This window comes from Pseudomonas sp. FG1, assembly GCF_034313875.1.
Taxonomy (GTDB): domain Bacteria; phylum Pseudomonadota; class Gammaproteobacteria; order Pseudomonadales; family Pseudomonadaceae; genus Aquipseudomonas; species Aquipseudomonas veronii.
In genome coordinates this window covers 4,203,239-4,228,806 of record NZ_JAVIWP010000001.1, presented here as the reverse complement: position 1 = coordinate 4,228,806, position 25,568 = coordinate 4,203,239, and the positions used below count along the sequence as shown (strand labels likewise).

Sequence of the window (25,568 nt, the reverse complement as noted above, 5' to 3'; positions counted from 1 at the left end):
CTGCGGGAATCAATGCCAAATACCTTCGCCCCGATCATTCGTAACCTTTCCCAACGCACCAGCCTGTCGATGGCGCGCACGTCGTTGTTCCAGTGCGTGGCGCTGCTCGCCTGTGTGTTTGCGGCGGCCAGCTATTCGCTGGTGTACCTCGCCCAGGAACTGAACCGATTCGAAGACAGCGAAAGCGCCTTCTACACGCGCAAGGCGGTGCAGTCCCTGGAAAAATCCCAGCGCCTGACCGTCAAGGATTACGCATTCTGGGGCGATGCCTACAAACACCTGCACGTTTCCGTGGACACGGATTGGGCCTATACCCGCGAAAACGTCGGGCCGACGCTGTTTCATGATTTCGGTTTCCAAGGCGTATTTGTCGTCGACGACCTGGACCGCACGGTATACGCGTTGGTCGAGGGCAAGCTGCAACCGATTGAGCTGACCGAATGGCTCGACCAGCCCGTCGCGGCGCTACTCGAACAAGCGCGCGCAGGCGCCGCGACGGACACACCGGTCACGACGTTCATTAACGTGCGCGGCAACCCCACGCTGGTGGCGGCAGCGGCAATAACGCCCGGCACTGACCCCAGCGTGATCGCCGATGACCGAAAAGCCTCGGTATTGCTTTTCATCAACATCCTAGACAGCGCCAAGCTGACCGAAATCGGCAACGATTTTGGCGTCGATCACCTGCACATCGCCACACCCGATGAAATCGGCGAGACCTTGCTGTTTGCCCTCGGTGAGAACGGTGCCGCCGGCAGCCTGCACTGGCACCCCGAGCGGCCCGGTATGCGTTTGGTGGCTGTCGGTTTGCCGCTGCTGGGCCTGGCGGCGTTGCTGGTGTGCCTGATGACCTGGCTGATTGTGCGCCGCACCACGGCGGACGCCCAGGCCCTCGACAACAGCCACACCTCGCTGCAAGACAGTCAAAACGCGCTGGCCACCAGCGAAGCACGCTTTCGCGATGTGGTGGAAGCCAGTTCGGACTGGGTCTGGGAAATCGACGGCGAGTGGCGTTTCACCTACCTGTCGGAGCGTTTCGAAAGCGTCACCGGCCTGGACCGCCAGGCCTGGATCGGCGCCACGCTGTACGACCTGCTGGACACCGATGCCGGCGCCCTTTCTCAGTGGCTGACCACGCCCGGGCGGCTCGCGGATATCAGCCTGCAGTGTCGCTACGTCGACGCCCGGGGACGGGAGCGCACCACCCGGCTGTCGGCGCGCGAGATGCCCTGCGGCGGGTTTCGCGGCACGGCCACCGACGTCACCGAAGAAGTCGAGGCGCGTCGCCGCATCGAGTTCCTGTCCCAGCACGACGCCCTCACCGGGCTGCCCAATCGCACGCGCCTGCAAGCGTTTCTGGACGGTAAACTCAAAGCCTTGCCCACCCTCACCCACCCTTTGGTCATGCTCAGCCTGGACCTGGATCGGTTCAAACCGGTCAATGACTTGCTCGGGCATGCCGCCGGCGACCGGGTGCTCAATGAGGTATCGAGCCGCCTCTCTGATTGCGTGCGCCACGGTGACCTGGTCGCTCGGGTCGGCGGCGATGAATTTGTACTGATCCTGATCGATGCCGGCGCCCAGGACGAAGTCGAAGCCCTGTGCCGGCGCTTGATCGAGTCCGTCGAGCGGGTGATCAGGGTCGACGAGCAGGACGTGTTCATCAGCGCGAGTATCGGCATCGCCCTCGCGCCCAATGATGCCAACGGCGTCACCGAGTTGTTGCGCTACGCCGATATTGCCTTATACGAAGCCAAGGCCGCCGGGCGCAATACCTGGCGTTTTTACTCCGGCGAAATGAACGCGCGGATCATCGAACGGCGCCGCCTGGAAAGCGACCTGCGGTTTGCGATCAAGCACGCAGAGCTGCGTCTGCACTTTCAACCGCGCTATCGCATCAGCGACGGGCAAATGGTCGGCGCCGAAGCGCTGGTGCGCTGGCAACACCCGGAGCGTGGCCTGATCGCACCGGACACGTTCATCCCGATTGCCGAGGAGTCGGGGTTGATCCTCTCGCTGAGCGACTGGGTGCTGGAAACCGCCTGCGCGTGCGCCGCGCAGTGGCCGGATGAGCTGTTTGTGTCGGTAAACCTGTCACCCACCGAATTCAAGCGCGGCAACCTGGTGGAGCGCGTGCGGTACGCCCTGAATAAGTCCGGCATCGAGCCAACGCGCGTGGAGCTGGAAATCACCGAAAGCGTGATGCTTGAAGATGCCGTCGGCGCGCTTGAAGTCATGCACACCCTCAAGCACCTGGGTATCCGCATCGCCATGGACGACTTCGGCACCGGCTATTCCTCACTGAGCTACTTGCGCGCGTTCCCGTTCGACGGGTTGAAAATCGATCGCAGTTTCTTGAACCGGCTGGAGGACAGCGCCGATGACAAGGCCATTGTGCAGGCGATTGTCGGCCTGGGACGCGCCCTGTCGCTGACAGTCACCGCGGAAGGAATCGAAACTGCCGAACACCTGGCACTGCTCAAGGCGGTGGCCTGTGACGAAGGCCAAGGCTACTTCCTCAGCCGACCGCTGGACGTCGACGCCTTCAACGGCCTGCTGGACGTGTGCGCAAGCACCCCGCCGTGTTAGCGCTCGACAGCGCCTTGCGCTAGCGGAAGAAATGACTCGGCGTCTTGCCGAACTGTTTCTTGAACATACTGGTAAAGGCGCTCGGGCTTTCATAGCCCAGCTCAAATGCCACATCGATGATCTTCTCGCCCACGGCTATGCGCTCCAGTGCCAGCAGCAACCGCGCTTGCTGGCGCCACTGGCCGAAGGTCAGGCCGGTTTCCCGGCGGAACAGGCGCTGGATGGTGGTCTGGTCCAGGCTCAGGCGCTCGCTCCAATCCGCCACGGTCGAGGCATCGCCCGGGTCGTCCTGCAACGCCAGGCAAATCCGGCGGATGCGCGGGTCTGCAGGCTGGGGCAAGGACAACGGCAAGGCCGGCAATAGCGCCAGTTCGTCGAGGATCAGGTGCATGATCCGCGCGTCGCGCGAATCCTCGGCATACGGCGGCTTCAAGCTGACCGACGCCTTGATCAGTTCGCTGAGCAGCGGTGAAATGCTGACGGCCTTGGTTTCGCTCGGCAGGTTCGGAAAACTTGCGGGGCGCACAAACACACTGCGCATTTTCAACGCCCCGACGCAGCGCAGCGAATGCACATGCCCACTGGGCATCCAGAAGCCGCGATTGGGTGGCACCGTCCACTGATTCTGCGCCGAATGCACCACCATCACGCCTTCGGTGGCGTACAGCAGTTGATGCTTCTCGTGGCTATGGTCGGGGATCACCCAGCTCTCCGGATAGTCGGTGGCCGAGCTGATGACGGCCCACTCGCCCTCATCGATATCCCGCAGAAATTTATCCAGTGTTTTGATGGCTACGCCTCTTTTGCGATGTTTGCTGCCCGAATTTCGCGAGACAGGCGTTTTCGACAAATCTAGCATAAACGCCGAGTTCATCCATGGAGCGGCGGTTTAAATCATCGCTGCCCGTCCCCGTCGTTCACTGCCTTGTATGGAATGCCTGCATGTCGACCTTGACCGCGTCTCCCGCTGCCACCTCCAGCCCGCCCCAAGTCAGCCCCTTGGTCATGCGCGTCCTCGGCGCCTGCGCCCTGGCGCATTTGATCAATGACCTGATCCAGGCCGTGCTGCCCTCGATCTACCCAATGCTCAAGGCCAACTACGGGCTGAGCTTCACCCAGGTCGGCCTGATCACCCTGACCTTCCAACTGACTGCCTCCCTGCTGCAACCGTGGATCGGCTACCACACCGACCGCCACCCCAAGCCCTGGCTGTTGCCGGCGGGCATGGTGTGTACCTTGATCGGCATCCTGATGCTGGCGTTTGTCGGCACCTTCCCGGCGATCCTGCTGGCGTCAGCGCTGATCGGCGTCGGCTCGTCGACCTTCCACCCGGAAACGTCGCGGGTGGCCCGCCTGGCTTCCGGCGGGCGCTACGGCCTGGCGCAATCGACCTTCCAGGTCGGCGGCAACGCTGGCAGCGCGTTCGGCCCACTGCTGGCGGCGGCGATCGTCATTCCCTACGGCCAGGGGCATATCGCCTGGTTCGGCCTGTTTGCGGTGTTCGCGATCCTGGTGCTGTATGGCTTGAGCCGCTGGTACCGCAACCACCTCAATTTGTTCAAGCTCAAGCAAGGCAGCAAAGCCACCCACGGCCTGTCGAAAGGTCGCGTGACCTTTGCCTTGGTGGTGCTGGCCTTGCTGGTGTTTTCCAAGTACTTCTACATGTCCAGCCTGACCAGCTATTTCACCTTCTATCTGATCGAGAAATTCAACCTGTCGGTCGCCAGTTCCCAGCTTTACCTGTTCCTGTTCCTCGGCGCGGTGGCTGCAGGCACCTTCTTTGGCGGGCCGATCGGCGACCGGATCGGACGCAGGACCGTCATCTGGTTCTCCATCCTCGGCGCGGCGCCGTTCACCCTGGCCCTGCCGTATGTCGACCTGTTCTGGACCGCGATGCTCAGCGTGGTGATCGGTTTCATCCTGGCGTCGGCGTTCTCCGCCATCGTCGTCTTCGCCCAGGAGCTGGTGCCGGGCAATGTCGGGATGATCGCCGGCGTGTTCTTTGGCCTGATGTTCGGCTTCAGCGGTATCGGCGCGGCATTGCTGGGGTTGCTCGCGGACAGCCATGGCATCGAGTACGTCTACACGCTGTGCTCGTTCCTGCCGTTGCTGGGGTTCTGACGATTCTGTTGCCGTCGACCAAAGGCGTTTGATCGGTTGAGCCTGCCGGGGCATCCGGCGGCTCGATCGCACGGGGCCGGCGCCTACAGCTAGCGCTTGAGGACGCCGGTGCCCTTCATATCATGTTCAACACGAGCATCGCGCCCAACCCGATCAGACACGCCACGCCCACCCCATAGGCCAGCGTGCGCCAGGGCTGGCACTCCATCAGGTACATGAGCGTGTGTGCCACCCGCGCCAGGGTAAAAACCCCGAACAGCACTCCCGTGGCTACCGAAGCGGTGCCCGCCACGACACACAGCCCGCCGAGGACAAAAAACAGCGGAATGTTCTCCAGGTCATTGGCCCACGCCCTGGCGGCACGGCCGACTTGCGGCAGTTCGTCTGGCTGCGGCACACGGTTGAAGAAAGCCGCATCTTCGGGGTTGGTGAACGCCCGCGCGCGCAGGCGGAAGAAGCCCTGATAGCAGGAAATCGCCAGCATCTTCAGGCACAGCATCAACACGCACAGTGCGTAGACACGCAATAGCTCATTCATCCCGCAACCCCGTGATGACGATATAGAGCAGCGGCCCCACCGAAACGAACAGCGCCGTCAGCACCCAGTAAGGCAGCACCGACGCCACCGACCGCCCACGCCGCCGGGCGTCGCGGTACATCCACACACAAGCCAGCAGCGCCATCAGGTACAGGTCGATCACCACTTGCGCGGTGTCCGGGCGCGACAGCAATTGCCGGCCAAACGCCAGCAGCGACTGCTCCGCGGTCAGCATCGTTATCAGCGTATACAGCGAAAACCCGAGCAAACCGGCCAGGGCGATAAAGGGTCTGTGCATGGTCTCTTCCTTGAAGTGATCGAGGCCCACGATAGTGATAAGGTTCAGCCCCTCGCAATGACCTCGGAGGTCATGGTCACGCCATGGACAATCCTGCTACCGCCGGCGAACACTTGCGCCGGCTACGCCGCCAGGCGCAGTTGAGCCAGCTCGACCTGGCCCTGATCACCGGAGTCTCGCAGCGTCATCTCAGTTGCCTGGAAACCGGCCGCGCCAAGCCGAGCCCCGGCACCCTGCACAATCTGCTGAGCGCGCTGCAGGTGCCCCTCGACCAGTGCAACCGCGTATTCCTCGCCGCCGGTTTTGCCCCGCGTTATGCCGCCACCCCCCTCGCCTCGCCGGCCATGGCGGCCATTCGCGAAGCGGTCAGCCATGTGCTGCACGCCAACAACCCCGCCCCGGCGATTCTGCTCGGCAGTGAGTGGCAGGTGCTGGCGGCCAACACCAGTACTGCCGTGCTCTTTGGCTTGGTCGGGATCGACCCGGGCGCCGCCGATGGCGTGAACCTGCTGAGCACCCTGCTGCAATCGGGCGGCCTGGGCGATCACCTGATCAACGCCGAAGAGATCCGCACCCTCGCCTGGCAACGGGCAACCCGCGAGGCCTTGACCAACCCATCGTTGGCGGCGTTGCTGGCCAGCCTGCCGGTGCCCGCCCACACCGAGCTGCCCAGCGACATGCCGCCACTGGTGTTGACCCGCGTGCGCTCGACCCAGGGTGAGCTGAACTTTCTATCGACCTTCACCACCTTCGGCATGCCCCAGGACATTACCCTCACCTCGCTGCGGATCGAGCATCTGATTCCCGCCGACGACTTCACATGGCAGGTCATGCGCAGCGCTTTCGAAGGTCATGCGGCGCTGGTTTTGTGAAATATCTGTCCGTAGACTGCCGCCATACCCCCACTTGAAGGCGGCGAAAAAAACCTGATGCAAGTTACCGAAGTCTCCATTGCCCAATTGCGCGCGGCGCTTGAGTCCGGCCAGACCACGGCCGTCGAACTGGTCCAGGCTTATCTGGCGCGGATCGACGCCTACAACGGCGCGCAGACCGCGACCGCGCTGAATGCCGTGGTGGTGCGCAACCCCGCGGCCCTGGACGAAGCCGAGGCGTCCGATGCGCGCCGGGCCAAGGGCGCAACGCTGGGACCGCTCGACGGCATTCCCTATACCGCCAAGGACAGTTACCTGGTCAAGGGCCTCACGGCGGCGTCCGGCAGCCCGGCGTTCGCCAAGCTGGTTGCCCAGCGCGACGCCTTCAGCATCGAACGGCTGCGGGCCGGTGGCGCCATCTGCCTGGGCAAGACCAACATGCCGCCGATGGCCAATGGCGGCATGCAGCGTGGCGTGTATGGCCGCGCGGAAAGCCCGTATAACGCCGCCTACCTGACGGCACCGTTTGCCTCCGGCTCGTCCAACGGCGCCGGCACCGCAACTGCCGCGAGCTTCGCGGCATTCGGTCTGGCGGAAGAAACCTGGTCGAGCGGGCGCGGCCCGGCGTCCAACAACGGCCTGTGTGCCTATACCCCGTCCCGTGGGGTGATTTCGGTGCGCGGCAACTGGCCGCTGACCCCCACCATGGACGTGGTGGTGCCTTATGCGCGCACCATGGCCGACCTGCTGGAAGTACTCGACGTGGTGGTCGCCGAAGACCCCGACACCCGCGGCGACCTGTGGCGCCTGCAACCTTGGGTGCCCATCCCCAGCGTCGCTTCGGTGCGCCCGGCGGCTTACGCTGAACTGGCCGCGACCGCCGCATCCCTCGCCGGCAAACGCTTTGGCGTACCGCGCATGTACATCAACGCCGACCCCGACGCCGGCACCAGCGAGAAACCCGGCATCGGTGGCCCGACCGGGCAAAAGATCATCACCCGCGCCAGCGTCATCGCCCTGTGGCAAGCCGCGCGCCAGGCCCTCGAGGCGGCCGGCGCCGAAGTCATCGAAGTGGACTTCCCCCTGGTGTCCAACTGCGAAGGCGACCGCCCGGGCGCACCGACGGTGTTTACCCGTGGCCTGGTGTCCAAGGAGTTCCTCCACGATGAGTTGTGGGAACTGTCCGCGTGGGCCTTCGATGACTTCCTGCGCGCCAATAACGACCCGAACCTGAACCGCCTGGCGGATGTCGACGGGCCGAAGATTTTCCCCCATGACCCCGGCACCTTGCCCAACCGTGAAGACGAATTGGCCGCCGGCATGGACGAATACGTGCGGATGGCCCAACGCGGGATCACCCCGTGGAACCAGATCAGCACCCTGCCCGACGGCCTGCGCGGCCTCGAACAGACCCGGCGCATCGACCTCGAAGACTGGATGGATAAGCTCGGCCTCGATGCCGTGATCTTCCCCACCGTCGCCGACGTCGGCCCTGCCGATGCCGATGTGAACGAAGCGTCCGCCGACATCGCCTGGAGCAATGGCGTGTGGGTGGCCAACGGCAACCTTGCCATCCGCCACTTGGGCGTGCCGACCGTTACCGTGCCGATGGGCGTGATGGCGGATATCGGCATGCCGGTCGGGCTGACCTTTGCCGGGCGCGCCTACGATGACTCCAGGTTGCTGCAGCTGGCGTCAGCGTATGAAGCCACCGGCAGCAAACGCCTGATTCCGCCGCGCACGCCGGCGCTCACGCCACGCTGACGCGCGGTCCAACGGTGGGAGCCACCGCTCCCACTTGGTTGCGCTGCTCATTCAGGCAACCAGAGGCACGGCAATCAACAGGATCGCCGTGCCATGGGCGAGCGTCGCGGCCAACACACCATGACGCATGCGCAACAACGCGCAGGCCAGCCCTTCGATCAGGGTAAACAGCAATACCGGCCAGCCCAATTGAGTGACGCTCAGGGCCAGGAACGCATGGCAGGCCGCGAACGCCACGCCGCTGATCAAGGCCGCCCGCAGTGGCGTCAGTTGTTGTTCCAGATACCCCTGCAGATAACCGCGAAACAACACCTCTTCCAACGCATTGGCGCCATAGGCCAATACCACCATGCCTGGCAACCACACCCAGTAGTCGTGGATCGCTTGCGTATCCACGCCCTGGTAAAGCCGCAGCGGTACGCCGATCAGGCAGCCCACCGCCAGGCCCCTCGCCAGTCCGACGGCGCAATTGCCCTTGGACCACACGACTAGCCGCGACAAGTCCGGCGCTACCCACGCGAGCCCGGCAACCAGCAACAGCGATAGACCGCCCAGCGCCGCCAGCACAAAGGTGTTGGCGGTGAATGCAATCTGCACATCGTCACTGAGCGCCCACATGCGCAATGGCGTCATCGCATCGCGCATCAGCACAAACGCCGCCAACAGAACCAGGATGCGGATCGCCGTCATCGACCTGGGTGTGAGCGCGAACCACGCGCCGAACAGCAGCAGGCCTGGCGTCAAATGGATGCCGTAGTTAACCAGTGCCACCATGCCTTGAGTAATCATAAACCGGCGTTTCGACGCTGCCACTCATCCACCATATCGCCCAGGGTTTTGGCCGTGTCGTTGCGAATCCAGGCCATGAATGCGCGGTCGAACTTAAACCCCGGGCCGCAGTGTTCAAGCATGAAACGGCGCACGTTCTGGGTGTTTTTGTAGCGCGGGGTGATCGGGGTGCTGCGGGTGATGGGGTCGCTGTGCCAATTAAATTCCATTTTTTCTCACAAGGCGGTTTGTTATTTTCGCCGTAGCATAGCGATGTGCCACTTAAGCAGGAAGTGCCGGATAGCGTCACCACGCCACCACCTTGCGTACCGCCAGCAAGGCCTCGCGCAGCGCCGTCATGTCCACCGAGCCCAACGCCAGGCGCAGCGCATGCGGTACATGGGCGGATACGGCAAACGGTTCGGCGGTGGACACGGCGATATTTTCGCGCTGCAAGGTCATGGCGATCTGATCGGCGCGGGCCTCTTCCGCCAGGGGTAACCAGAGAAAATACGACGAAGGATGGCTGATGTACGTCAGCCCCTTCAGCACCTGTGCCGCCAATGCCTGGCGCGCCCGGGCATCCTGGCGTTTCTGTGCTTCCAGTTGAGCCACCGTGCCGTCGTCGAGCCAGGCCACGGCAATCGCGCTCATTACTCCCGGCACATTCCAGGTCGTGGCCATGATGCTGCGTTCCAGGGCCTTCACCCACGCCGCCGGGGCTGACACAAAGCCGACCCGCAGGCCGGTGGCGACGCTTTTGGAAAAGCCGCCGACATACACCGTGCGTTCCGGCGCGAGGGTCGCCAACGGTGGTGGCGCGTGTTCTGCCAGAAATGCGTAGGCCGCGTCCTCGATGATCATCAGGTTGTGCTGACGGGCGATGGCTACCAACTGCTCGCGCTGCTCCAGGCTCATCACCCAACCCAGCGGGTTATGCACGGTCGGCATGCTATACAGCGCGCGGACCGGATGCTTGCGACACAGGCTGTGCAGATGATCGAGGTCGGGGCCGCTGGCGGTGAGCGGGATCGCCAGCATTTCCAGGTGCAGGGTCTCGGCCAGCACCTTGAAGCCTGAATAGGTCAGCGCGTCGACGGCAATCACATCCCCCGGTTTGAGCAGCGCCATCAGCGTCACGGCCAACCCATGTTGCGCGCCGCTGACCAGCAGCACCTGATCGGCCTCGACCGTCAGCCCTCGACTCAGCAGATGGCGCGCCACCGCCGCGCGTTCATGCTGGCGCCCGGCGTGGGGCTGGTAACGCAGTAACGCTTGCAGATCGCCCGACAGCGCCAGTTGACGCAATGCCGTGCGCAGCAGCTCGGCCTGGCCCGGCAATGACGGGTAGTTGAAATTCAGATCCAGCATGCCCGGCGCCACATTCATCTGCCCACTGCCCTGCCCCGGCGGCAGCGAGATCTCGCGCACGAAGGTGCCGCGACCGGTTTCACCGCTGACCAGGCCCATCGCCGCCAGCTCGCTGTACACGCGGCTCGCGGTGACCAGCGCGAGGCCGTGGCGCGCGGCCAATTGGCGATGGGTGGGCAGACGCTCGCCGGGCGACAGCCTGCCGCTGCGGATGTCCTCGGCGAAGGTGTCGACCAGGTTTTTGTAACGGGCGCGGGGCATGGGCGATGTATCCATGACAATTTTTTGATTGTCTTAATCTTCCTGCCTAGCATGGCCCGCACGCAACCTCTCCTTTTTTCGGGCCCCCTTCATGGAACAGACCTCACCGTTCAATCCCCTGGCCAACAGCACCCAGGGTTGGATCAATGGCTTTATCGGCGTGGTGATTTTCAGCGGTTCGTTGCCGGCGACGCGCCTGGCGGTGATGGAATTCGAGCCGGTGTTCCTCACCCTGCTGCGCGCCACCCTGGCCGGCGTGTTGGCGTTGTGCCTGTTGGCTTTTTTCAAGGAAAAACGCCCAACACGCGCGCAATGGCTGCCCCTGGTCATCGTCGCCCTCGGCGTGGTTATCGGCTTCCCCTTGCTGACGGCACTGGCCCTGCAATACGTGACGTCCGCGCACTCCATCGTGTTTATCGGCCTGTTGCCGCTGGCCACGGCGCTCTTTGGCGTACTGCGCGGCGGTGAGCGGCCACGCCCGGTGTTCTGGTTGTTTTCGATCCTGGGCAGCGCGCTGGTGATGGGGTATGCCGTCGCCCAGGGCCTGAGCGCCGCACCGGCCGGCGACCTGCTGATGCTGTTGGCGGTGCTGGTGTGCGGCCTGGGTTACGCCGAGGGCGCCAAGCTGTCGCGCAGCCTGGGCGGCTGGCAAGTGATCTGTTGGGCGCTGGTGGTGTCGTTGCCGGTGGCGCTGCCATTGAGCCTGATGCTCGCGCCGCCGACCTTCACTGGCATCAGCCTGCCGGCGTGGCTGAGCCTGGGCTATGTGGCGCTGTTCAGCATGTTGATCGGGTTTGTGTTCTGGTACCGCGGGCTGGCCCAGGGCGGCATCGCCGCGGTCGGCCAGTTGCAGTTGCTGCAACCGTTCTTCGGCCTGGCGCTGGCGGCGGGCCTGCTGCATGAGCAGGTCAGCCTGGGCATGGTGCTGGTGACAGTCGCGGTGATCGGCTGTGTGGCCGGGGCCAAGCGGTTTGCGCGCTAGCGTCTGCGGCGATGGCATTATTCCCATCCGGCGCGCGTCCTGTTAAACAGGACAGTCCCCTCCCAGAATAATAAGGACTTGGCATGCACACCCCGTCACTGCAAGACACCACCGCCCCCGAAGGCATCTGCTACGGCTGCGGCGGCAACAACCCCCATGGCCTGCATATCAAGAGCCGCTGGGACGCCGACGGCGTTCACGTGGTCGCCGAGCACCAACCGGAAGCGAAATACAGCGGCTGGCCGGATCTGGTCTACGGCGGCCTGATCGCCATGCTGGTGGACTGCCACTCGAACTGGACCGCCATGGCCTACCACTACCGCGCCGAACAACGCGAACCCGGCAGCCTGCCGCGTATCGACTGTGTGACCGGGCATCTCGGGATCAAATTCATCAAGCCCACGCCCCTGGGTGTCACGCTGACCTTGCGTGCCCGGGTCGAGGGCGATGTGGGGCGTAAAAGCCGCGTGGTCTGCGAGGTATACGCCGGCGATGTGCTCACGGCGATCGGCGATTCGGTGTTCGTGCGCGTCGATACCGGGCAACTGGCCGCCGCCGCCCACGCTCGCAACGCGTGATCCTGGTCTACATTGACTGGCACCGCTAATCGAGGACTGCACCGATGACTCGTCTCACCGCGAAAGACTTCGCCCCCGAACTGCTGGAGCTCTACGACGGCTATGCCCACGGCAAGATCAACCGCCGCGAGTTTCTCGACCGCGCCGCATTGTTCACCTTCGGCGGGCTCACCGCGTCGGCGCTGCTCGCTGCCCTGAGCCCAAACTATGCGCTGGCCGAGCAAGTGAAATTCACCGACCCGGACATCGTCGCGGACTACATCACCTACCCTTCGCCCAAGGGCAACGGCACGGTGCGCGGCTATCTGGTGCGCCCGGCCAAGGCCACCGGCAAAGTCCCCGCCGTGGTCGTGGTGCATGAAAACCGCGGCCTCAACCCGTATATCGAAGACGTCGCCCGCCGCCTGGCCAAGGCCGGCTTTATCGCCCTCGCGCCGGATGGCCTGACATCCGTGGGGGGCTACCCCGGCAACGATGAAAAAGGCGTAGCGCTGCAACAAAAAGTCGACCCGGCCAAGCTGATGAACGACTTCTTCGCGGCCATCGAGTGGCTGATGCACCACGACAACAGCACCGGCAAAGTCGGGATTACCGGCTTCTGCTATGGCGGCGGCGTGGTCAATGCAGCAGCCGTGGCCTACCCGGAACTGGGCGCCGCCGTGTCATTTTACGGGCGGCAGCCAGAGGCCAAGGACGTGCCGCGCATCAAGGCACCGATCATGCTGCATTACGGCGAACTGGATACGCGGATCAACGAAGGCTGGCCGGCCTATGAAAAGGCCCTGAAGGCCGCGGGCACTACCTATGAAGCGTATATCTACAAGGGCGCCAACCACGGTTTTCACAACGACTCGACGCCGCGTTATGACGAGGCGGCGGCGAACCTGGCGTGGCAGCGCACGCTGGGGTGGTTCAACAAATACCTGGCCTGACCGCCTCTGAATGTGTAGAGGTTAGCCGCCGACAAATGTTTCATTTTGCTTCTTGATGAAAATTTCAGCCCTGCGCCGCCATCACCGTCAGCCAGGCCTTGAACGCCAGCATCGCCGAGGTTTCGGCGCGTGACTGCAGGCGCGTCAACCAATAGCTGCCGGTGCTGATGCCCACGTTGAAGGGCTGGCGGATCGCATCACTTTCCAGTTGTCGCGAGAACATCAGCGCAGGGGCCAACGCCACACCGACACCCTGCAACGCTGCTTCCATCATCGCCAACGATGAGTCGAACACGATGCTGCGCGGCACCAGGGTGTCGGCAGGCAGCCCGGCGGCCTGGAACCACAGGTTCCACTCATCGGCGCGATAGGAGCGCAGCACCGTGTGCTTCAACAACTCGGCCGGCGTGTGTAACTGCTCGGCGATTGACGGCACGCAAAGCACCGTCAGCGGCGCTTCGAACAATGGGCAGGCGTCGGTGCCATGCCAGGCCCCGGCGCCGAAACGGATCGCGTAATCCAGGCCTTCGGCGGCGACATCGACACGGTTGTTGTGCGTCGACAGGCGCAGGTCGATAAACGGGTAGCGGTGCTGGAAGTCCGCCAGCCGCGGCAGCAGCCAGCCCACCGCAAAAGTGCCGACCGCACCGACGCTGAGCACTTCGCGGTAGTGCCCGCCTTCGAACTGGCCCAGGGTGTGGGCAATGCGGTCGAAGGATTCGCGCAGCACCGGCAACAACGTCTCGCCTTCGCGGGTCAGCATCAGGCCACGCGGCAGGCGTTTGAACAGGGTGACGTTCAGTTGCGCCTCCAGGCTCTTGACCTGGTGGCTGACCGCCGCCTGGGTGACACACAACTCAATGGCGGCCCGCGTAAAACTCAGGTGCCGGGCGGAGGCCTCGAATGCGCGCAGGGCATTGAGAGGCAGATGGGAACGCAGCATGCTTGCCCCTAATTTTTCTAATGGCTGGTGCGAAATATCATCGTTTGCCCACGCCCGGCGAACTGTCTACCTTTGGCACGCCCGCGCAGGCTGTTCATTCAATCGATCACACTCATGGAAGCGATATCATGCCCCAACAAACGGTATTTGGAGTGCGTCATTTAACGGCGCTGGCAATGTTTCTCGGCGCCGGCCAGTGCCTGGCCGCCACCGACCTGCAGGCCGTGGTAGACGCCAGCGTCAAGCCGCTGATGCAGCAGCAGGCCATTCCCGGCCTGGCGGTGGCGGTGGTGCAGAACGGCAAGGTGCAATACTTTAACTACGGCATGGCATCGAAAGAAACGCAGCAACCGGTCAACCAAAACACCTTGTTCGAAATCGGCTCAGTGAGCAAAACCTTCACCGCAACCCTGGGCGGTTACGCCCAGGCCATCGGCAAGCTCACGCTGTCGGACAAGGCCAGCCAATACTGGCCTGCGTTGGCCGGCAGCGCCTTTGACCGCATCAGCCTGCTGCAACTAGCGACCTACACCCCCGGCGGCCTGCCGCTGCAGTTTCCGGATGCCGCCGACAACGCCGACGCCATGCTCGGCTACTTCCAGCGCTGGAAACCCAGCTACGCCCCGGGCGCGCAACGTCTCTATTCCAACCCGAGCATCGGCCTGTTTGGCTACCTCGCGGCGCGAAGCCTGGGCCAGCCGTTCAATGTCGCCATGGAGCACACCCTGCTGCCCAAGCTGGGGTTGAGCAACACCCACCTCAGCGTGCCCACCGCGCAATCCGGCGAGTACGCCCAAGGCTACGACAAGCAGCAGAAACCCGTCCGTGTAAGCCCTGGCGCACTGGACAGCGAAGCCTACGGCATCAAGACCAGCACCCATGACCTTGCGCGCTACGTGATCGCCAACCTGCACCCGCAAACCCTGGAAAAGCCGCTGCAACAAGCCATCGCCAGTACCCACGCCGGTTATTACCGCGTGAACGGCATGACCCAGGGCCTGGGCTGGGAGTACTACCCCTACCCCATCGCCCTGCAAGCGCTGATTGACGGCAACTCGACACCGATGGCCATGAAACCTCACCGTCCCGATTGGCTGACGACGCCGCAAGCGCAACCGGCCAACGTGCTGTACAACAAAACCGGCTCAACCGCAGGCTTTGGCGCGTATGTGGCGTATGTGCCAAGCAAGGACATGGGCGTGGTGATCCTGGCGAACAAGAACTATCCGAATGCCGAGCGGGTCAAGGTCGCCCATGCGATCCTGAGCGCGCTGGATCACTGAGCAAGGTGGGAGCCAGGCTCCCACATCGTGAGGTCTACATCCCCAGCCAGTGCGGCAGCGCCAGCGAGATGAACGGCAGGTAGGTGACCATGATCAGGAACACCAACAGGATCATCAGCCACGGCATCGCCGCACGAATGGTCTGCCCCAGCGTCAAGCCGGTCACCGCCGAGGTCACGAACAGGTTCAAGCCCACCGGCGGGTGGACCAGGCCGATTTCCATATTCACCACCATCACGATCCCCAAGTGAATCGGATCGATGCCCAGCTTCATCGCGATCGGGAAGAAGATCGGCGCCAGGATCAACACGATCGCCGACGGTTCCATGAAACTGCCGGCGATCAGCAAGACCACGTTGACCATGATCAGGAAGCCGATCGGCGTGAGCCCTTCGGACAGCACCCAGGCGGTGATTTCCTGGGGGATCTGTTCGGTGGTCAACACATGGGCGAAGAGCATCGCATTGGCGATGATAAACATCAGCATGATCGCCAGCCGCCCGGACTCCAGCAGCACCTTGGGACAGTCGCGCAGACTCATGTCCTTGTAGACGAACAGCGCGACAAACGCCGAGTACACCGCTGCCACCGCCGCGGCTTCGGTCGGGGTGAACATCCCGCTGTAGATGCCGCCGAGGATGATCACCAGCAGCAGCAAGCCCCAGAACGCACGGCGCGCGCAGGCCAGCCACTCGCGAAAGCTCGCCCGTGGCTGCGCCGGCAGCTTCTTGATGCGCGCCACGATATAGATCGCGACCATCAGCATCAGGCCCAGCAGCAGCCCCGGGATCACCCCGGCCATGAACAACTTGCCGACCGACGTTTCCGTGGCGGCCGAATACACCACCATCACGATCGACGGCGGAATCAGGATGCCCAGGGTGCCGGCGTTGCAGATGATGCCCGCGCCGAACGCCTTCGGGTAACCGGAGCGCACCATCCCGGCCACCGCAATCGAACCGACGGCCGCCACGGTGGCCGGTGACGAACCGGACAACGCGGCAAACAACATGCACGCCAACACCGCCGCAATCGCCAGGCCGCCACGGATATGCCCAACACACGCATTGGCGAAGTCGATCAGCCGCTGCGCCACGCCGCCGGTGGTCATGAACGCACCGGACAGCAGGAAGAACGGAATCGCCAGGAAGGTATAGGCATCCGAGGTTTCGAACAGCTTGATCGCCAGGGAACTCACCGAGTCCTGGCTGAACATCAGGATCGACACCGCGCCGGACAATCCGAGGGAAATCGCGACGGGCACACCGAGGAACATGAACACAAACAACAGCAGAAACAGACAGAGCACGGCCATCAGTGACGCTCCTCATGGCCGCCGGCCAATTTGCTCGCCTCACCGGCCTCGTCGGCCAGCCCCAACCCGACCTGGCGGTGGGTGAACAGGCGATAGAAAATTTCCAGGTAGCGGATAAACACCAGGGCAAAACCGACCGGCACGATGAGCACGATGTCGCCGACATCGATGCCGAACTGGTCGAGGTCTTCGGCGCCGATGTGTGCTGTCATCACCGCACTCACCCACCTGTAACTGGCGACCATGAACAGCCCGGCATAGGCCAGGCAGCACAGGCAGGCAAGCATCCCAAGCAAGCGCTGCACCCGGCGTCCGGTCAGCTTGACCAGCGCATCCACCCCAAGGTGGCCGGCGGTACGCACGCCGTAGGAAATGCCGAAGAAAATCAGCCAGCCGAACATGGCCTTGGTCAGCGCCACGCTCCAGGTCATGTCCTGGGCCCAGGTCATACTGCCGTCGCCCAGGGCGTTGAAAAAATGGCTGCTCCAGGCCCACTTGTCGGCCAGGGCAAAGAACAGCGTGTAGATGTTGTTGAGCATGACGTAGACGAATGTCACCAGGGTCATGGCGGCCAGCAGGAAGGCAATGACGCCTTCCTCCAGGTGCTCCCAGACGCGCCTGAGCGTTTGCATGGCAAAACCTCGCGAAGCGGGAATAGGTTTCAGAGTGGAAACCGGATCAACCTGTGGGAGGGATCTCGGTATGCCCCGGCATTACAGGTTGGACGCATCCGCCGCCTTGATCAGGTCAGCCCCGATCTCGCCTTCGAACATCTGCCAGACCGGGCGCATGGCTTCGCGCCATTGCTGGCGTTGCGCGGGGGTCAGTTCGATGATTTCGCTGGTCTTGGCGTCGACGATCTTCTGTTTGGCCGACTGGTTCAGCGCCTCGGCCTGCTTGTTCACCTCAACGGTGACCTCGGCCATGATCTGCTCCAGGGTGCTGCGCACATCCGCTGGCAGGCCGTTCCAGAACTTCGCGTTGGTGATCACCATGTAGTCGATCAGGCCATGGTTGGACTCGGTGAAGTACTTCTGCACCTCGTTGACCTTCTGGCTTTCATAGTTCGACCAGGTGTTTTCGGTGCCGTTGACCGTACCGGTCTGCAAGCCCTGGTAGACCTCGGCAAAGCTCATCTTGCGCGGGTTGGCGCGGATCGCCTTGAACTGTTCTTCAAGCACGCTGGAGGCTTGCACGCGGAACTTCAGGCCACGGGCGTCCTTGGGTTCGTGCAGGGCTTTGTTGGCCGACAACTGCTTGAGACCGTTGTGCCAATAGGCCAGGCCGAGGATGTTCTTGTTCTGCATCGAGGTCAGTAACTGCTTGCCTTGGGCGGCCTGGAAGCGGTCGACGGCGGCCAGGTCGTTGAACAGGAACGGCAGGTCATAGATCTGCACCTGTCTGGTGTATTGCTCGAACTTGGCCAGGGACGGCGCGAGCATCTGCACATCGCCCAACAGCAGCGCTTCCATTTCCTTGCCATCGCCGAACAGCGACGAGTTCGGGTACACCTCGACCTTGACCACGCCCGGCAGGCGTTCTTCGGCAAGTTTCTTGAACAGCAACGCGCCCTGGCCTTTGGGCGTGTTTTCGGCAACCACATGGGCGAACTTGATCACAATCGGGTCCGCCGCCTGGGCCAGGCCCGCGACGAACAAGGTGGCGGCGCAGAACAGCGCCCGGGAGAGCTTGAGCATGGGAAATCACCTTCTTATTGTTGTGTTGTAGGGCAAGGTGCCTGATATGGCGCGTGTAGTGAATTTCGAGTTTTTGATACCTGCGTTCGGCTTAGATGAACGCCAACCTGAACGAAAATGCAGATCTTCTCTCGCCTCTGGCTTCGGCTGCGCCCGTCAGCGCCGGGCGGCGAGCAGCCGTTGTGCGCGCAACAGAACCGGGGCATCCACCATCTGCCCATCGATCTGATACGCGCCGGCCCCGTGGGCTCCGCCCGCCACCACGCGCTTGGCCCAGGCCAGGTCTGCGGCGCTCGGTGCCAAGGCCGCATGGATCACCGCCACCTGCCGGGGATGGATGCACAGCGCGCCGGCAAAGCCCATTTCATAGGCATGCCGGATCGAGCGGCGCAGGCCTTCGGGGTCGTCGATGGCCGGGTGGACGCCGTCCAGCGGGGCCACCAGGCCGGCGGCGCGAGAATGCACGATCAGCGCCAGGCGCGCCTGGTCCAGGGCAAAGTCAGCCGCTGGCGAAGGGCTGCTCAGATTCAAGTCGAGCGCCAGGTCCAGGCCGCCGAACGACAGGCGCTCCACCTGCCGCGCATGGGCAATCGCGGCCACCGCCAGCAGGCCCTTGGCGCTTTCGATAATCGGCCAGATCCGTTTGCCGGCGGCGGCCACCACCGCGACCTGGGCGGCACTTTCGACTTTCGGCAGCAGCACGCCCGCCACGTTTGCATGGGCGCTGCAGAACGCCACATCGTCAGCGTGTTCGGCGTGCTCTGGCGCGTTGATCCGCACCCACACCCGGGTGTCGGGGTGGGCGCGCAAAAACGCGCCAAGGTTCTCCCGCGCCTGCCGCTTGAGCGGCTCTTCCACCGCGTCTTCAAAATCCACAATCACCGCGTCGGCACCGCTGGCCAGCGCTTTGGAAAACCGCTCCGGGCGGCTGCCGGGAACGAACAGGGCTGAACGGACTACAGGCGTTGGCATCATCACACTCCTTGTCAGATAACGCCGCGCGCGCGCAGGTCGTCGATGGTTTCGCCCGAATAACCGAGCTGATCGAGAATGCCCTGGCTGTGCTGGCCTAACGCGGGCACCGCATCCATGCGCGGGCTGAATGCCGTATTCCGCGCTGGCGGCAACAGCGCTGGCAGCGGACCGGCCGGGCTCGCGACTTCGCGCCAGCTGTCACGTGCCTTGAGTTGCGGGTGGTCCCACACGCCGTGCATATCGTTGACGCGGGCACTGGCGATCTGCGCATGTTCCAGGCGCTGGATGACGGCCTCGGCGTCGAGTCGGGCGAAGCTGTCGACGATGATCCGGCGCAGCGCCTCGCGGTTGGCCGAGCGCTTGAAGTTGGCGCAGAAGCGCTCGTCTGCGGCCAAGGCCGGGGTGAGCAGCACCTTGTCGCAGAACGCCGCCCATTCGCGCTCGTTCTGCAAGCCGAGCATCACCGTACCGCCGTCGCCGGTGGGAAACGGTCCGTAGGGATAAATCGTCGAATGCGCCGCTCCGGCACGCGGCGGTGGCGGTGCTCCGTCGAAGGCGTAGTACATCGGGTAGCCCATCCACTCCACCAGGCTTTCCAGCATGCTCACGTCGATACGGCTGCCCTCGCCGGTCTTGCCGCGCAACAACAGCGCCGAGAGGATGCCGCTGTAGGCGTACATGCCGGCGGCGATGTCGGCGATGGAGCAACCGGCCTTGGCCATCTGGTCGTCAGTGGGCCCGCCGGTCACCGACAGAAAGCCGCCCTCGCTCTGGATCAACAGGTCATAAGCCTTCTTTTGCGCGTAGGGCCCGCCTTCGCCATAGCCGGAAATATCGCAGACGATCAAGCGCGGGAAGCGCGCATGCAGCGTCTCGAACGACAGGCCCATGCGCGCCGCCGCACCGGGTGCGAGGTTCTGCACCAGTACATCGGCGTCGGCGAGCAAGCTGTCGAGAATGGCGCCCGCCGCGTCTTGCTTGAGGTCCAGGGTCAGGCTTTCCTTGGAGCGGTTGGTCCACACGAAATGCGACGCCAGGCCGCGCACGCGTTCGTCATAGCCACGGGCGAAGTCACCGCTGCCGGGGCGTTCGATCTTGATCACACGCGCACCGAGATCGGCCAATTGGCGTGTGCAAAAGGGTGCGGCAATCGCATGTTCCAGGCTGACAACGGTGATACCGTCCAGCGGTCGTTGATTAGCAGTCATGACGATTCCTCAAAGCCAGTGGGCCATGCACGGGGTGTTGCGCAACTGCCAGACCTTGGCGATCAACGCGTCGGCCTCGGCCGGGGTGCGCGCGCCGCTGAACTGGCTGAGGCGCTGGAATTTATCCGCCAGCTCGGCGCGGCTGAGGCTGTTGCCGGGGTCGCCCTTGGGCTCGTCGATAGCGCCGTGCAGCGTGCGGCCATCCTCGGTGGTGACGGTGACGCGGCCCAGCCAACGCTGCGGATAGGCGTCGTCGACTTCGCGATCGAGGGTCATGCTGACCTTGTCGCGAAAGGCCGAGACGGCGGGATCGCTCAGTGCCAACGTGTGGAACTCAACCAGCCCGGCCTTGCCATGCACGGCGATCAGGCCCAGCACGGTGCCCATGGAAAACTTGGCCTGGTGAACGCTGGCCGGCGTAGTGACGCGCCCCAGCACATCGATGGCGCCCTGATGCACGCGGGTCTGCACCTTGGCGATCGCGGCGGCATCGAGGCCTTCACGCTGCATCAACTGCAGCAGCGCATCGGCGGCAGGATGGGTGTGGCGACACGAGGCATGGAACTTGAACGAGGTTTCCAGCAGCGCCCAGCGCCGGCCGAGGTCGGCGGACAGCTTGTGCGGTTCGGCATCGCTGGACATCCCGGCCGCCAGGCCCTGGTCGCCTTCGAGGATATTGCGCGCACCAGTCAGCCCGTCCGCCGTCAGGTACGCGGCGAGCAAGCCATCCGCCGCCGCCTTGGCCGTGTGCAATTGCTTGGAGTCGGCGGCATCGCGCAAAAACTCCCACAGCCCGGCAGCCTGGGTGCCTGCGCTGCCGAGCAGATTGATGAATTGCTCCTGATCGAACCCCAGCAATTTGCCCACGGCCACCGCCGCCGCCAAGGTGCCGACGGTCGCGGTGGTGTGGAAGATGCGGTAGTGGGAACGGCCCATGAATTCGCCGATGCGAATTCCAGCTTCATAACCGGCCACCGCGGCCAGCAGCAGTTCACGGCCGGATTTGCCGAGGTCCTGGGCCGCCGCCAGGGCCGCGGGAAAGACCACCGTCGCCGGGTGCAACACCGAGCTGTTGTGCAGGTCATCCTGCTCCACCAGGTGCGACGAGGCGCCGTTGACCAACGCGGCGAAATACGCGCTGCTGCTGCGGCCATTGACGATCACCTGCGCCGGGCCGCTGCTCGGCCCCATTTTCTGCGCGTAGCGTTCAAACAGCGGGATCGGGTGCGCGCCCTGGCTGGCCAGCGCCGACGCCAGCCAATCGAGAAAAAGGTCTTCGGTGCGCGCCAGCACCGGTTCGGGCAACTGCGCATAGGTCAATTCGGCGAGGAACCGACACAGGGCTTGGGTATGGCTCATGTTCAGGCTCTCAGAAACTGCGTGGCAGCTCGAGCAAGTGCTCGGCCACGTAGGACAGGATCAGGTTGGTGGAGATCGGCGCCACCTGGTACAGGCGGGTCTCGCGGAATTTGCGTTCCACGTCGTACTCGCAGGCAAAACCAAAGCCGCCGTGGGTTTGCAGGCACGCATTGGCCGCCTCCCAGGACGCCTTGGCCGCCAGGTACTTGGCCATGTTCGCGCTGGCCCCGGCAGGCGCGCCACGGTCGTATTCCTCGCAGGCACGCCAGCGCATCAGGTCGGCCGCTTCGATTTCGATATGCGCTTCGGCAATCGGGAACTGCACGCCCTGGTTCTGCCCGATGGGCCGGCCGAACACCACGCGGTCGCGGGCATAGGCGCTGGCCTTTTCGATAAACCAGCGGCCATCGCCGATGCACTCGGCGGCGATCAGGGTACGCTCGGCATTCAGGCCGTCGAGGATGTACTTGAAGCCCTTGCCCTCTTCGCCGATCAGGCTGTCCAGAGGCAGTTCGAGGTTGTCGAAGAACAGCTCGTTGGTTTCGTGGTTGACCATGTTGGCGATGGGTTGCACGGTCAGGCCGTTGCCGATCGCCTCGCGCAGGTCCACGAGGAAGATCGACATGCCTTCGGACTTTTTCTTCACGTCGGCCAGCGGCGTGGTGCGCGCCAGCAGGATCATCAGATCGGAATGCTGCACCCGCGAGATCCAGACTTTCTGGCCGTTGATCACGTACTTGTCGCCGCGCTTGATCGCGGTGGTCTTGATCTTGGTGGTGTCGGTGCCGGTGCTGGGCTCGGTGACGCCCATCGATTGCAGTCGCAATTCGCCACTGGCCAGCTTGGGCAGGTAGAAGCGTTTTTGCGCGGCGCTGCCGTGGCGCAGCAGGGTGAACATGTTGTACATCTGGCCGTGGACGGTGCCGGAGTTACCGCCGCAACGGTTGACCTCTTCAAGGATCACCGACGCTTCAGCCAGGCCGAGGCCGGAGCCGCCGTACTCTTCCGGGATCATCGCCGACAGCCAGCCGGCGGCGGTCAAGGCCTTGACGAAGGCATCGGGGAACGCTTTTTCTTCGTCGATCCGACGCCAGTACGTCGCATCGAATTCGGCGCACAAAGCGCGCACGCCTGCGCGGATGGCATTGAGTGCTTCATTGTCATTCGGGTTCATTAACGGCTCTCCGCCTGTTGTTCTGGTGTTATTCGAAATGCACACGGGCCTGCTGGGCCAAGCCATCGTGATTACCGGCCCACAGCTCTGCCACGCCGGCTTGGCTGATACGTCCGGCGACTTCAAACGGTTGCGCAGCGATCAGCGGGCGCACGCCGCGATAGTCGAAACGGCGCACCGTGGCGCGGGGATGAGCCCGACAAAAGGCGCGCAGGCTCAACGTGGCGATCAACGGCCCATGCACCACCAGGCCCGAATAGCCTTCCGTGCCGGTGACGTAGGGATAGTCGTAGTGAATGCGGTGGCCGTTGAAAGTCACGGCGCTGTAGCGGAACAGCAGGGTCGGCGTCGGCTCGATCGCTTCGCACCACTCACCCGCCGCCAGCGCAGCGCCGTTGCCCGGCTTGGGTGGGGTCGGTTCGCGGTAGACGATGTCCTGTTCTTCGCGGATCGCCAGGCGGCCGTCCTGGGTGTAGTCATGGCGCACAGTGACAAACAGCAACGCACCGGTGCGGCCGGTCTTTTCTTCGACCTGGGTGATGGTCGACACACGGCTGGCCGCCTCGCCGGCGCGCAGCGGATGCAGGAACTCGAGACGCCCACCGGCCCACATGCGATTGCGGTTATCCGCCGGCGGCAGGAAGCCGCCACGGGCCGGGTGGCCGTCGGTGCCCAGGGCCGATTCCGGCAGCGGGTCCTGGAAGAAACACCATTGCCACAACGGCGGCACCGCCGCGCCGTGTTCGGGCACGGGCTCGCCGAATGTCGCGGCGATGCGTGTGAGCAGGTTGTGGCTCAGGTGGTCGTGGGCCGTTTCGCTTCGGCCGATCCAATCAGTGGCGCTCATCGGGTGCAGGTCCTCGGGCTGTGAATGTGTGCCCCGGATCATGCAAGCGCCCGACCGTTCTGAGAATTTGCATTTCAATAAGCCAGCGTTCGGCTATGCTGAACGCCACGCATTGATGGGCAACGGACTTGCTTCGGTTGGTTGGCATTTTCATCGCCGGCACACTGTCAGCGCAGGCAAGCCCCGCACCGCCGTTGCACCGAACAGCCCTGTCCACCCCGGAGCCGCCATGCACTTCGATCTCGCCGACCTGCGCCTGTTTATCCATATCGCCGAATCACCCAGCCTGACCCAGGGTGCCAAGCGCGCCTTCCTCTCGCCGGCGGCTGCGAGTGCGCGCATCAAGGCCCTGGAAGGCCAGTTGGAAACACGTCTGTTGTACCGCGACAGCCGCGGCGTGGAGATCACCCCGGCAGGCGAGCGGCTGCTGCACCATGCGCGGCTGATCATGCGCCAGGTGGACTACCTGAAAAGTGAGTTCACCCAATACGGCGTCGACTCCGCCGGGCATATCCGCATCTTCGCCAACACCACGGCGGTCACTGAGTTTCTTCCCGAAGTGTTGGCCGGTTTCCTCTCCCAGCGGCCCGGTGTCACTGTCGACCTGCAGGAGCGCCTGTCCCGCGATATCGTGCGCGGCGTGCTCGATGGCACCAGCGACATGGGCATCATCGCCGGTCCCGTGGAGGCCGCGGGCCTGCAGGTGCTGCACTTCAGCACCGATAAACTGGTATTGATGGTGCCCGTGGGCCACCCCTTGGCGGACCAACCCTCAGTGACACTGGAACAGACCCTCGCCTACCAGCACATCGGCCTGCACGAAGGCAGCACCTTGCTGAGTTTCCTGCGCGAGCACGTCGAGCGGGTCGGCAAGCAGTTGTCGCTGCGCATCCAAATGTCGAGTTTCGAGGCGATCTGCCGGATGGTCGAGGCGGGTGTGGGCATTGGCATCATCCCGGAATCCGCCGCCTTGCGGCACAGCCGAACCATGCAGTTGGTGGCGGTGAAACTGAATGAGCCATGGGCGATTCGCGAGCGCAGTATCCTGGTGCGCGAGCTGGAAGCGCTGCCGGGGACCATTCGTGCCCTGATCGCGACCTTGATGCCGCAAAGCGCCTAGACTCCAGAGTCACCTTGCCAGAGGAGACTGCCCATGCAACTCGAAGGTTCCTGCCATTGCGGCGCTGTGACGTTCAGCCTGACCAGCGCCCACCCCTACCCTTACCAACGCTGCTATTGCTCGATTTGCCGCAAGACCCAGGGTGGCGGCGGTTACGCGATCAACCTCGCGGGCGACAGCAACAGCCTGAAAGTGCGCGGGCGCAAGCTGATCTCGATCTACCACGCCAGGCTCAAGCCCGAAGGCGCCAGCCGCGCCCATGCCAGCAGCGCCGAGCGGCATTTCTGTTCACAATGCGGCAGCGCGCTATGGCTGTTCAGCCCGCAGTGGCCGGAGCTGATCCATCCGTTTGCCTCGGCCATCGACACACCGTTGCCAGTGCCGCCGCAGCACACGCACCTGATGCTCGGTTCCAAGGCGCCCTGGGTCGAAGTCAGCGTGCGCAAGGGCGACCTGCAGTTCGATGAATATCCGCAGGAATCGATCGCGCAGTGGCATGAGCGGTTGGGGTTGGCGCGTTAACAGTCTTTGACAGTTTTCCGACAAAGCTTGCAAAGATTGTCGGACAGCCCT

24 protein-coding genes and 1 pseudogene are annotated in these 25,568 nt (G+C 63.8%); 10 read left to right on the top strand and 15 right to left on the bottom strand.

All coding sequences use genetic code 11. The features are described from left to right. Positions 1 to 12 precede the first annotated feature (12 nt). Positions 13 to 2,589, top strand: a complete 2,577-nt coding sequence (locus RGV59_RS19425; protein ID WP_126585588.1) for an EAL domain-containing protein — start codon at positions 13 to 15, stop codon at positions 2,587 to 2,589. Positions 2,590 to 2,608: 19 nt separating this feature from the next. On the opposite strand, the gene RGV59_RS19420 is transcribed toward RGV59_RS19425, so the two are convergent. Continuing rightward, complete coding sequence (locus tag RGV59_RS19420) at positions 2,609 to 3,448, bottom strand: AraC family transcriptional regulator (protein ID WP_126585587.1); 840 nt, start codon at positions 3,446 to 3,448, stop codon at positions 2,609 to 2,611. A gap of 83 nt (positions 3,449 to 3,531) precedes the next feature. Between RGV59_RS19420 and RGV59_RS19415 the strand changes: the two are divergent. Beyond that, positions 3,532 to 4,742 (top strand): annotated as a pseudogene (locus RGV59_RS19415) (MFS transporter). A gap of 83 nt (positions 4,743 to 4,825) precedes the next feature. Here RGV59_RS19415 and RGV59_RS19410 read toward each other — a convergent pair. Together RGV59_RS19410 and RGV59_RS19405 are read right to left on the bottom strand one after the other, a co-directional pair. Further along, the gene (locus tag RGV59_RS19410; protein WP_046491005.1) at positions 4,826 to 5,248 is read right to left on the bottom strand and encodes an MAPEG family protein; all 423 of its coding nucleotides are present in this window, start codon (positions 5,246 to 5,248) and stop codon (positions 4,826 to 4,828) included. Next, entirely contained in the window at positions 5,241 to 5,546 is a 306-nt protein-coding gene (locus tag RGV59_RS19405; RefSeq protein WP_017846441.1) for a DUF2834 domain-containing protein, read from the bottom strand. The genes RGV59_RS19410 and RGV59_RS19405 overlap by 8 nt, the downstream gene beginning before the upstream one ends. 83 nt (positions 5,547 to 5,629) lie before the next feature. On the opposite strand from RGV59_RS19405, the gene RGV59_RS19400 reads away from it, so the two are divergent. Together RGV59_RS19400 and RGV59_RS19395 are read left to right on the top strand one after the other, a co-directional pair. Beyond that, the gene (locus tag RGV59_RS19400; protein WP_102617547.1) at positions 5,630 to 6,418 is read left to right on the top strand and encodes a helix-turn-helix domain-containing protein; all 789 of its coding nucleotides are present in this window, start codon (positions 5,630 to 5,632) and stop codon (positions 6,416 to 6,418) included. A gap of 54 nt (positions 6,419 to 6,472) precedes the next feature. Next, entirely contained in the window at positions 6,473 to 8,182 is a 1,710-nt protein-coding gene (locus RGV59_RS19395; protein WP_185833580.1) for an amidase, read from the top strand. 51 nt (positions 8,183 to 8,233) lie between these two features. Here RGV59_RS19395 and RGV59_RS19390 read toward each other — a convergent pair whose 3' ends face one another. The 3 genes from RGV59_RS19390 to RGV59_RS19380 all read right to left on the bottom strand — a co-directional run bounded on the left by RGV59_RS19390 (position 8,234) and on the right by RGV59_RS19380 (position 10,582). Next, complete coding sequence (locus RGV59_RS19390; RefSeq protein ID WP_126585585.1) at positions 8,234 to 8,971, bottom strand: CPBP family intramembrane glutamic endopeptidase; 738 nt, start codon at positions 8,969 to 8,971, stop codon at positions 8,234 to 8,236. Further along, positions 8,968 to 9,180 (bottom strand): DUF6434 domain-containing protein, encoded by a 213-nt coding sequence (locus tag RGV59_RS19385; protein WP_102617550.1) that lies wholly within the window; start codon positions 9,178 to 9,180, stop codon positions 8,968 to 8,970. Before RGV59_RS19385 ends, RGV59_RS19390 begins: the two co-directional genes overlap by 4 nt. A gap of 76 nt (positions 9,181 to 9,256) precedes the next feature. Then, on the bottom strand, positions 9,257 to 10,582 hold the full coding sequence (locus RGV59_RS19380; RefSeq protein ID WP_126585584.1) for a PLP-dependent aminotransferase family protein: 1,326 nt from the start codon (positions 10,580 to 10,582) through the stop codon (positions 9,257 to 9,259). A 91-nt stretch (positions 10,583 to 10,673) separates the two neighbouring features. Here RGV59_RS19380 and RGV59_RS19375 point away from each other — a divergent pair, with 91 nt between their 5' ends. From RGV59_RS19375 to yghX, 3 genes are all read left to right on the top strand, one after another. Then, complete coding sequence (locus RGV59_RS19375; protein WP_102617551.1) at positions 10,674 to 11,564, top strand: DMT family transporter; 891 nt, start codon at positions 10,674 to 10,676, stop codon at positions 11,562 to 11,564. Positions 11,565 to 11,647: 83 nt separating this feature from the next. After that, positions 11,648 to 12,142, top strand: coding sequence for a PaaI family thioesterase (locus RGV59_RS19370; RefSeq protein WP_126585583.1), 495 nt, complete (start codon positions 11,648 to 11,650; stop codon positions 12,140 to 12,142). A gap of 44 nt (positions 12,143 to 12,186) precedes the next feature. Next, complete coding sequence (gene yghX / locus RGV59_RS19365; protein WP_126585582.1) at positions 12,187 to 13,074, top strand: YghX family hydrolase; 888 nt, start codon at positions 12,187 to 12,189, stop codon at positions 13,072 to 13,074. A 64-nt stretch (positions 13,075 to 13,138) separates the two neighbouring features. On the opposite strand, the gene RGV59_RS19360 is transcribed toward yghX, so the two are convergent. Continuing rightward, positions 13,139 to 14,017 (bottom strand): LysR family transcriptional regulator, encoded by an 879-nt coding sequence (locus RGV59_RS19360; RefSeq protein ID WP_046383640.1) that lies wholly within the window; start codon positions 14,015 to 14,017, stop codon positions 13,139 to 13,141. A gap of 128 nt (positions 14,018 to 14,145) precedes the next feature. Between RGV59_RS19360 and ampC the strand changes: the two genes are divergently transcribed. Next, the gene (ampC, locus tag RGV59_RS19355) at positions 14,146 to 15,300 is read left to right on the top strand and encodes a class C beta-lactamase (protein ID WP_126585581.1); all 1,155 of its coding nucleotides are present in this window, start codon (positions 14,146 to 14,148) and stop codon (positions 15,298 to 15,300) included. Between the two features lie 34 nt (positions 15,301 to 15,334). Here ampC and dctM read toward each other — a convergent pair whose 3' ends face one another. The 8 genes from dctM to RGV59_RS19315 form a co-directional block, all read right to left on the bottom strand. Next, complete coding sequence (gene dctM, locus RGV59_RS19350) at positions 15,335 to 16,615, bottom strand: C4-dicarboxylate TRAP transporter large permease protein DctM (RefSeq protein ID WP_017846452.1); 1,281 nt, start codon at positions 16,613 to 16,615, stop codon at positions 15,335 to 15,337. Beyond that, positions 16,615 to 17,247 carry a TRAP transporter small permease gene (locus RGV59_RS19345; RefSeq protein WP_126585580.1) on the bottom strand — a complete coding sequence of 211 codons (633 nt, stop codon included), beginning with the start codon at positions 17,245 to 17,247 and terminating at the stop codon, positions 16,615 to 16,617. Before RGV59_RS19345 ends, dctM begins: the two co-directional genes overlap by 1 nt. Before the next feature lie 81 nt (positions 17,248 to 17,328). Beyond that, positions 17,329 to 18,312 carry a TRAP transporter substrate-binding protein gene (locus RGV59_RS19340; protein WP_017846454.1) on the bottom strand — a complete coding sequence of 328 codons (984 nt, stop codon included), beginning with the start codon at positions 18,310 to 18,312 and terminating at the stop codon, positions 17,329 to 17,331. A gap of 156 nt (positions 18,313 to 18,468) precedes the next feature. Continuing rightward, complete coding sequence (locus RGV59_RS19335; RefSeq protein WP_104903307.1) at positions 18,469 to 19,284, bottom strand: HpcH/HpaI aldolase/citrate lyase family protein; 816 nt, start codon at positions 19,282 to 19,284, stop codon at positions 18,469 to 18,471. Positions 19,285 to 19,298: 14 nt separating this feature from the next. Then, positions 19,299 to 20,495: a CaiB/BaiF CoA transferase family protein gene (locus RGV59_RS19330; RefSeq protein WP_126585579.1), complete on the bottom strand. Its 1,197-nt coding sequence runs from the start codon at positions 20,493 to 20,495 to the stop codon at positions 19,299 to 19,301. Positions 20,496 to 20,504: 9 nt separating this feature from the next. Continuing rightward, positions 20,505 to 21,854, bottom strand: coding sequence for an MmgE/PrpD family protein (locus RGV59_RS19325; RefSeq protein ID WP_126585578.1), 1,350 nt, complete (start codon positions 21,852 to 21,854; stop codon positions 20,505 to 20,507). A 10-nt stretch (positions 21,855 to 21,864) separates the two neighbouring features. Beyond that, a complete protein-coding gene (locus RGV59_RS19320) occupies positions 21,865 to 23,028 on the bottom strand; it encodes an acyl-CoA dehydrogenase family protein (RefSeq protein WP_017846458.1) in 1,164 nt (387 codons plus the stop codon). Positions 23,029 to 23,056: 28 nt separating this feature from the next. Continuing rightward, on the bottom strand, positions 23,057 to 23,875 hold the full coding sequence (locus tag RGV59_RS19315; RefSeq protein WP_046490981.1) for an FAS1-like dehydratase domain-containing protein: 819 nt from the start codon (positions 23,873 to 23,875) through the stop codon (positions 23,057 to 23,059). Positions 23,876 to 24,104: 229 nt separating this feature from the next. On the opposite strand from RGV59_RS19315, the gene RGV59_RS19310 reads away from it, so the two are divergent. Further along, on the top strand, positions 24,105 to 24,995 hold the full coding sequence (locus RGV59_RS19310; protein WP_079444008.1) for a LysR family transcriptional regulator: 891 nt from the start codon (positions 24,105 to 24,107) through the stop codon (positions 24,993 to 24,995). 33 nt (positions 24,996 to 25,028) lie between these two features. Continuing rightward, complete coding sequence (locus RGV59_RS19305; RefSeq protein WP_017846461.1) at positions 25,029 to 25,517, top strand: GFA family protein; 489 nt, start codon at positions 25,029 to 25,031, stop codon at positions 25,515 to 25,517. Positions 25,518 to 25,568: the final 51 nt, after the last annotated feature.

Bases quoted from the DNA above. Each gene is read 5' to 3' on its own strand.
- RGV59_RS19385 (WP_102617550.1), bottom strand. From the start codon at position 9,180: ATGGAATTTAATTGGCACAGCGACCCCATCACCCGCAGCACCCCGATC.
- RGV59_RS19305 (WP_017846461.1), top strand. From the start codon at position 25,029: ATGCAACTCGAAGGTTCCTGCCATTGCGGCGCTGTGACGTTCAGCCTG.
- yghX (WP_126585582.1), top strand. From the start codon at position 12,187: ATGACTCGTCTCACCGCGAAAGACTTCGCCCCCGAACTGCTGGAGCTC.
- dctM (WP_017846452.1), bottom strand. From the start codon at position 16,615: ATGGCCGTGCTCTGTCTGTTTCTGCTGTTGTTTGTGTTCATGTTCCTC.
- RGV59_RS19340 (WP_017846454.1), bottom strand. From the start codon at position 18,312: ATGCTCAAGCTCTCCCGGGCGCTGTTCTGCGCCGCCACCTTGTTCGTC.
- RGV59_RS19370 (WP_126585583.1), top strand. From the start codon at position 11,648: ATGCACACCCCGTCACTGCAAGACACCACCGCCCCCGAAGGCATCTGC.
- ampC (WP_126585581.1), top strand. From the start codon at position 14,146: ATGCCCCAACAAACGGTATTTGGAGTGCGTCATTTAACGGCGCTGGCA.
- RGV59_RS19360 (WP_046383640.1), bottom strand. From the start codon at position 14,017: ATGCTGCGTTCCCATCTGCCTCTCAATGCCCTGCGCGCATTCGAGGCC.
- RGV59_RS19310 (WP_079444008.1), top strand. From the start codon at position 24,105: ATGCACTTCGATCTCGCCGACCTGCGCCTGTTTATCCATATCGCCGAA.
- RGV59_RS19405 (WP_017846441.1), bottom strand. From the start codon at position 5,546: ATGCACAGACCCTTTATCGCCCTGGCCGGTTTGCTCGGGTTTTCGCTG.
- RGV59_RS19390 (WP_126585585.1), bottom strand. From the start codon at position 8,971: ATGATTACTCAAGGCATGGTGGCACTGGTTAACTACGGCATCCATTTG.
- RGV59_RS19410 (WP_046491005.1), bottom strand. From the start codon at position 5,248: ATGAATGAGCTATTGCGTGTCTACGCACTGTGCGTGTTGATGCTGTGC.
- RGV59_RS19425 (WP_126585588.1), top strand. From the start codon at position 13: ATGCCAAATACCTTCGCCCCGATCATTCGTAACCTTTCCCAACGCACC.
- RGV59_RS19325 (WP_126585578.1), bottom strand. From the start codon at position 21,854: ATGAGCCATACCCAAGCCCTGTGTCGGTTCCTCGCCGAATTGACCTAT.
- RGV59_RS19345 (WP_126585580.1), bottom strand. From the start codon at position 17,247: ATGCAAACGCTCAGGCGCGTCTGGGAGCACCTGGAGGAAGGCGTCATT.
- RGV59_RS19400 (WP_102617547.1), top strand. From the start codon at position 5,630: ATGGACAATCCTGCTACCGCCGGCGAACACTTGCGCCGGCTACGCCGC.
- RGV59_RS19315 (WP_046490981.1), bottom strand. From the start codon at position 23,875: ATGAGCGCCACTGATTGGATCGGCCGAAGCGAAACGGCCCACGACCAC.
- RGV59_RS19380 (WP_126585584.1), bottom strand. From the start codon at position 10,582: ATGCCCCGCGCCCGTTACAAAAACCTGGTCGACACCTTCGCCGAGGAC.
- RGV59_RS19420 (WP_126585587.1), bottom strand. From the start codon at position 3,448: ATGCTAGATTTGTCGAAAACGCCTGTCTCGCGAAATTCGGGCAGCAAA.
- RGV59_RS19320 (WP_017846458.1), bottom strand. From the start codon at position 23,028: ATGAACCCGAATGACAATGAAGCACTCAATGCCATCCGCGCAGGCGTG.
- RGV59_RS19335 (WP_104903307.1), bottom strand. From the start codon at position 19,284: ATGCCAACGCCTGTAGTCCGTTCAGCCCTGTTCGTTCCCGGCAGCCGC.
- RGV59_RS19375 (WP_102617551.1), top strand. From the start codon at position 10,674: ATGGAACAGACCTCACCGTTCAATCCCCTGGCCAACAGCACCCAGGGT.
- RGV59_RS19330 (WP_126585579.1), bottom strand. From the start codon at position 20,495: ATGACTGCTAATCAACGACCGCTGGACGGTATCACCGTTGTCAGCCTG.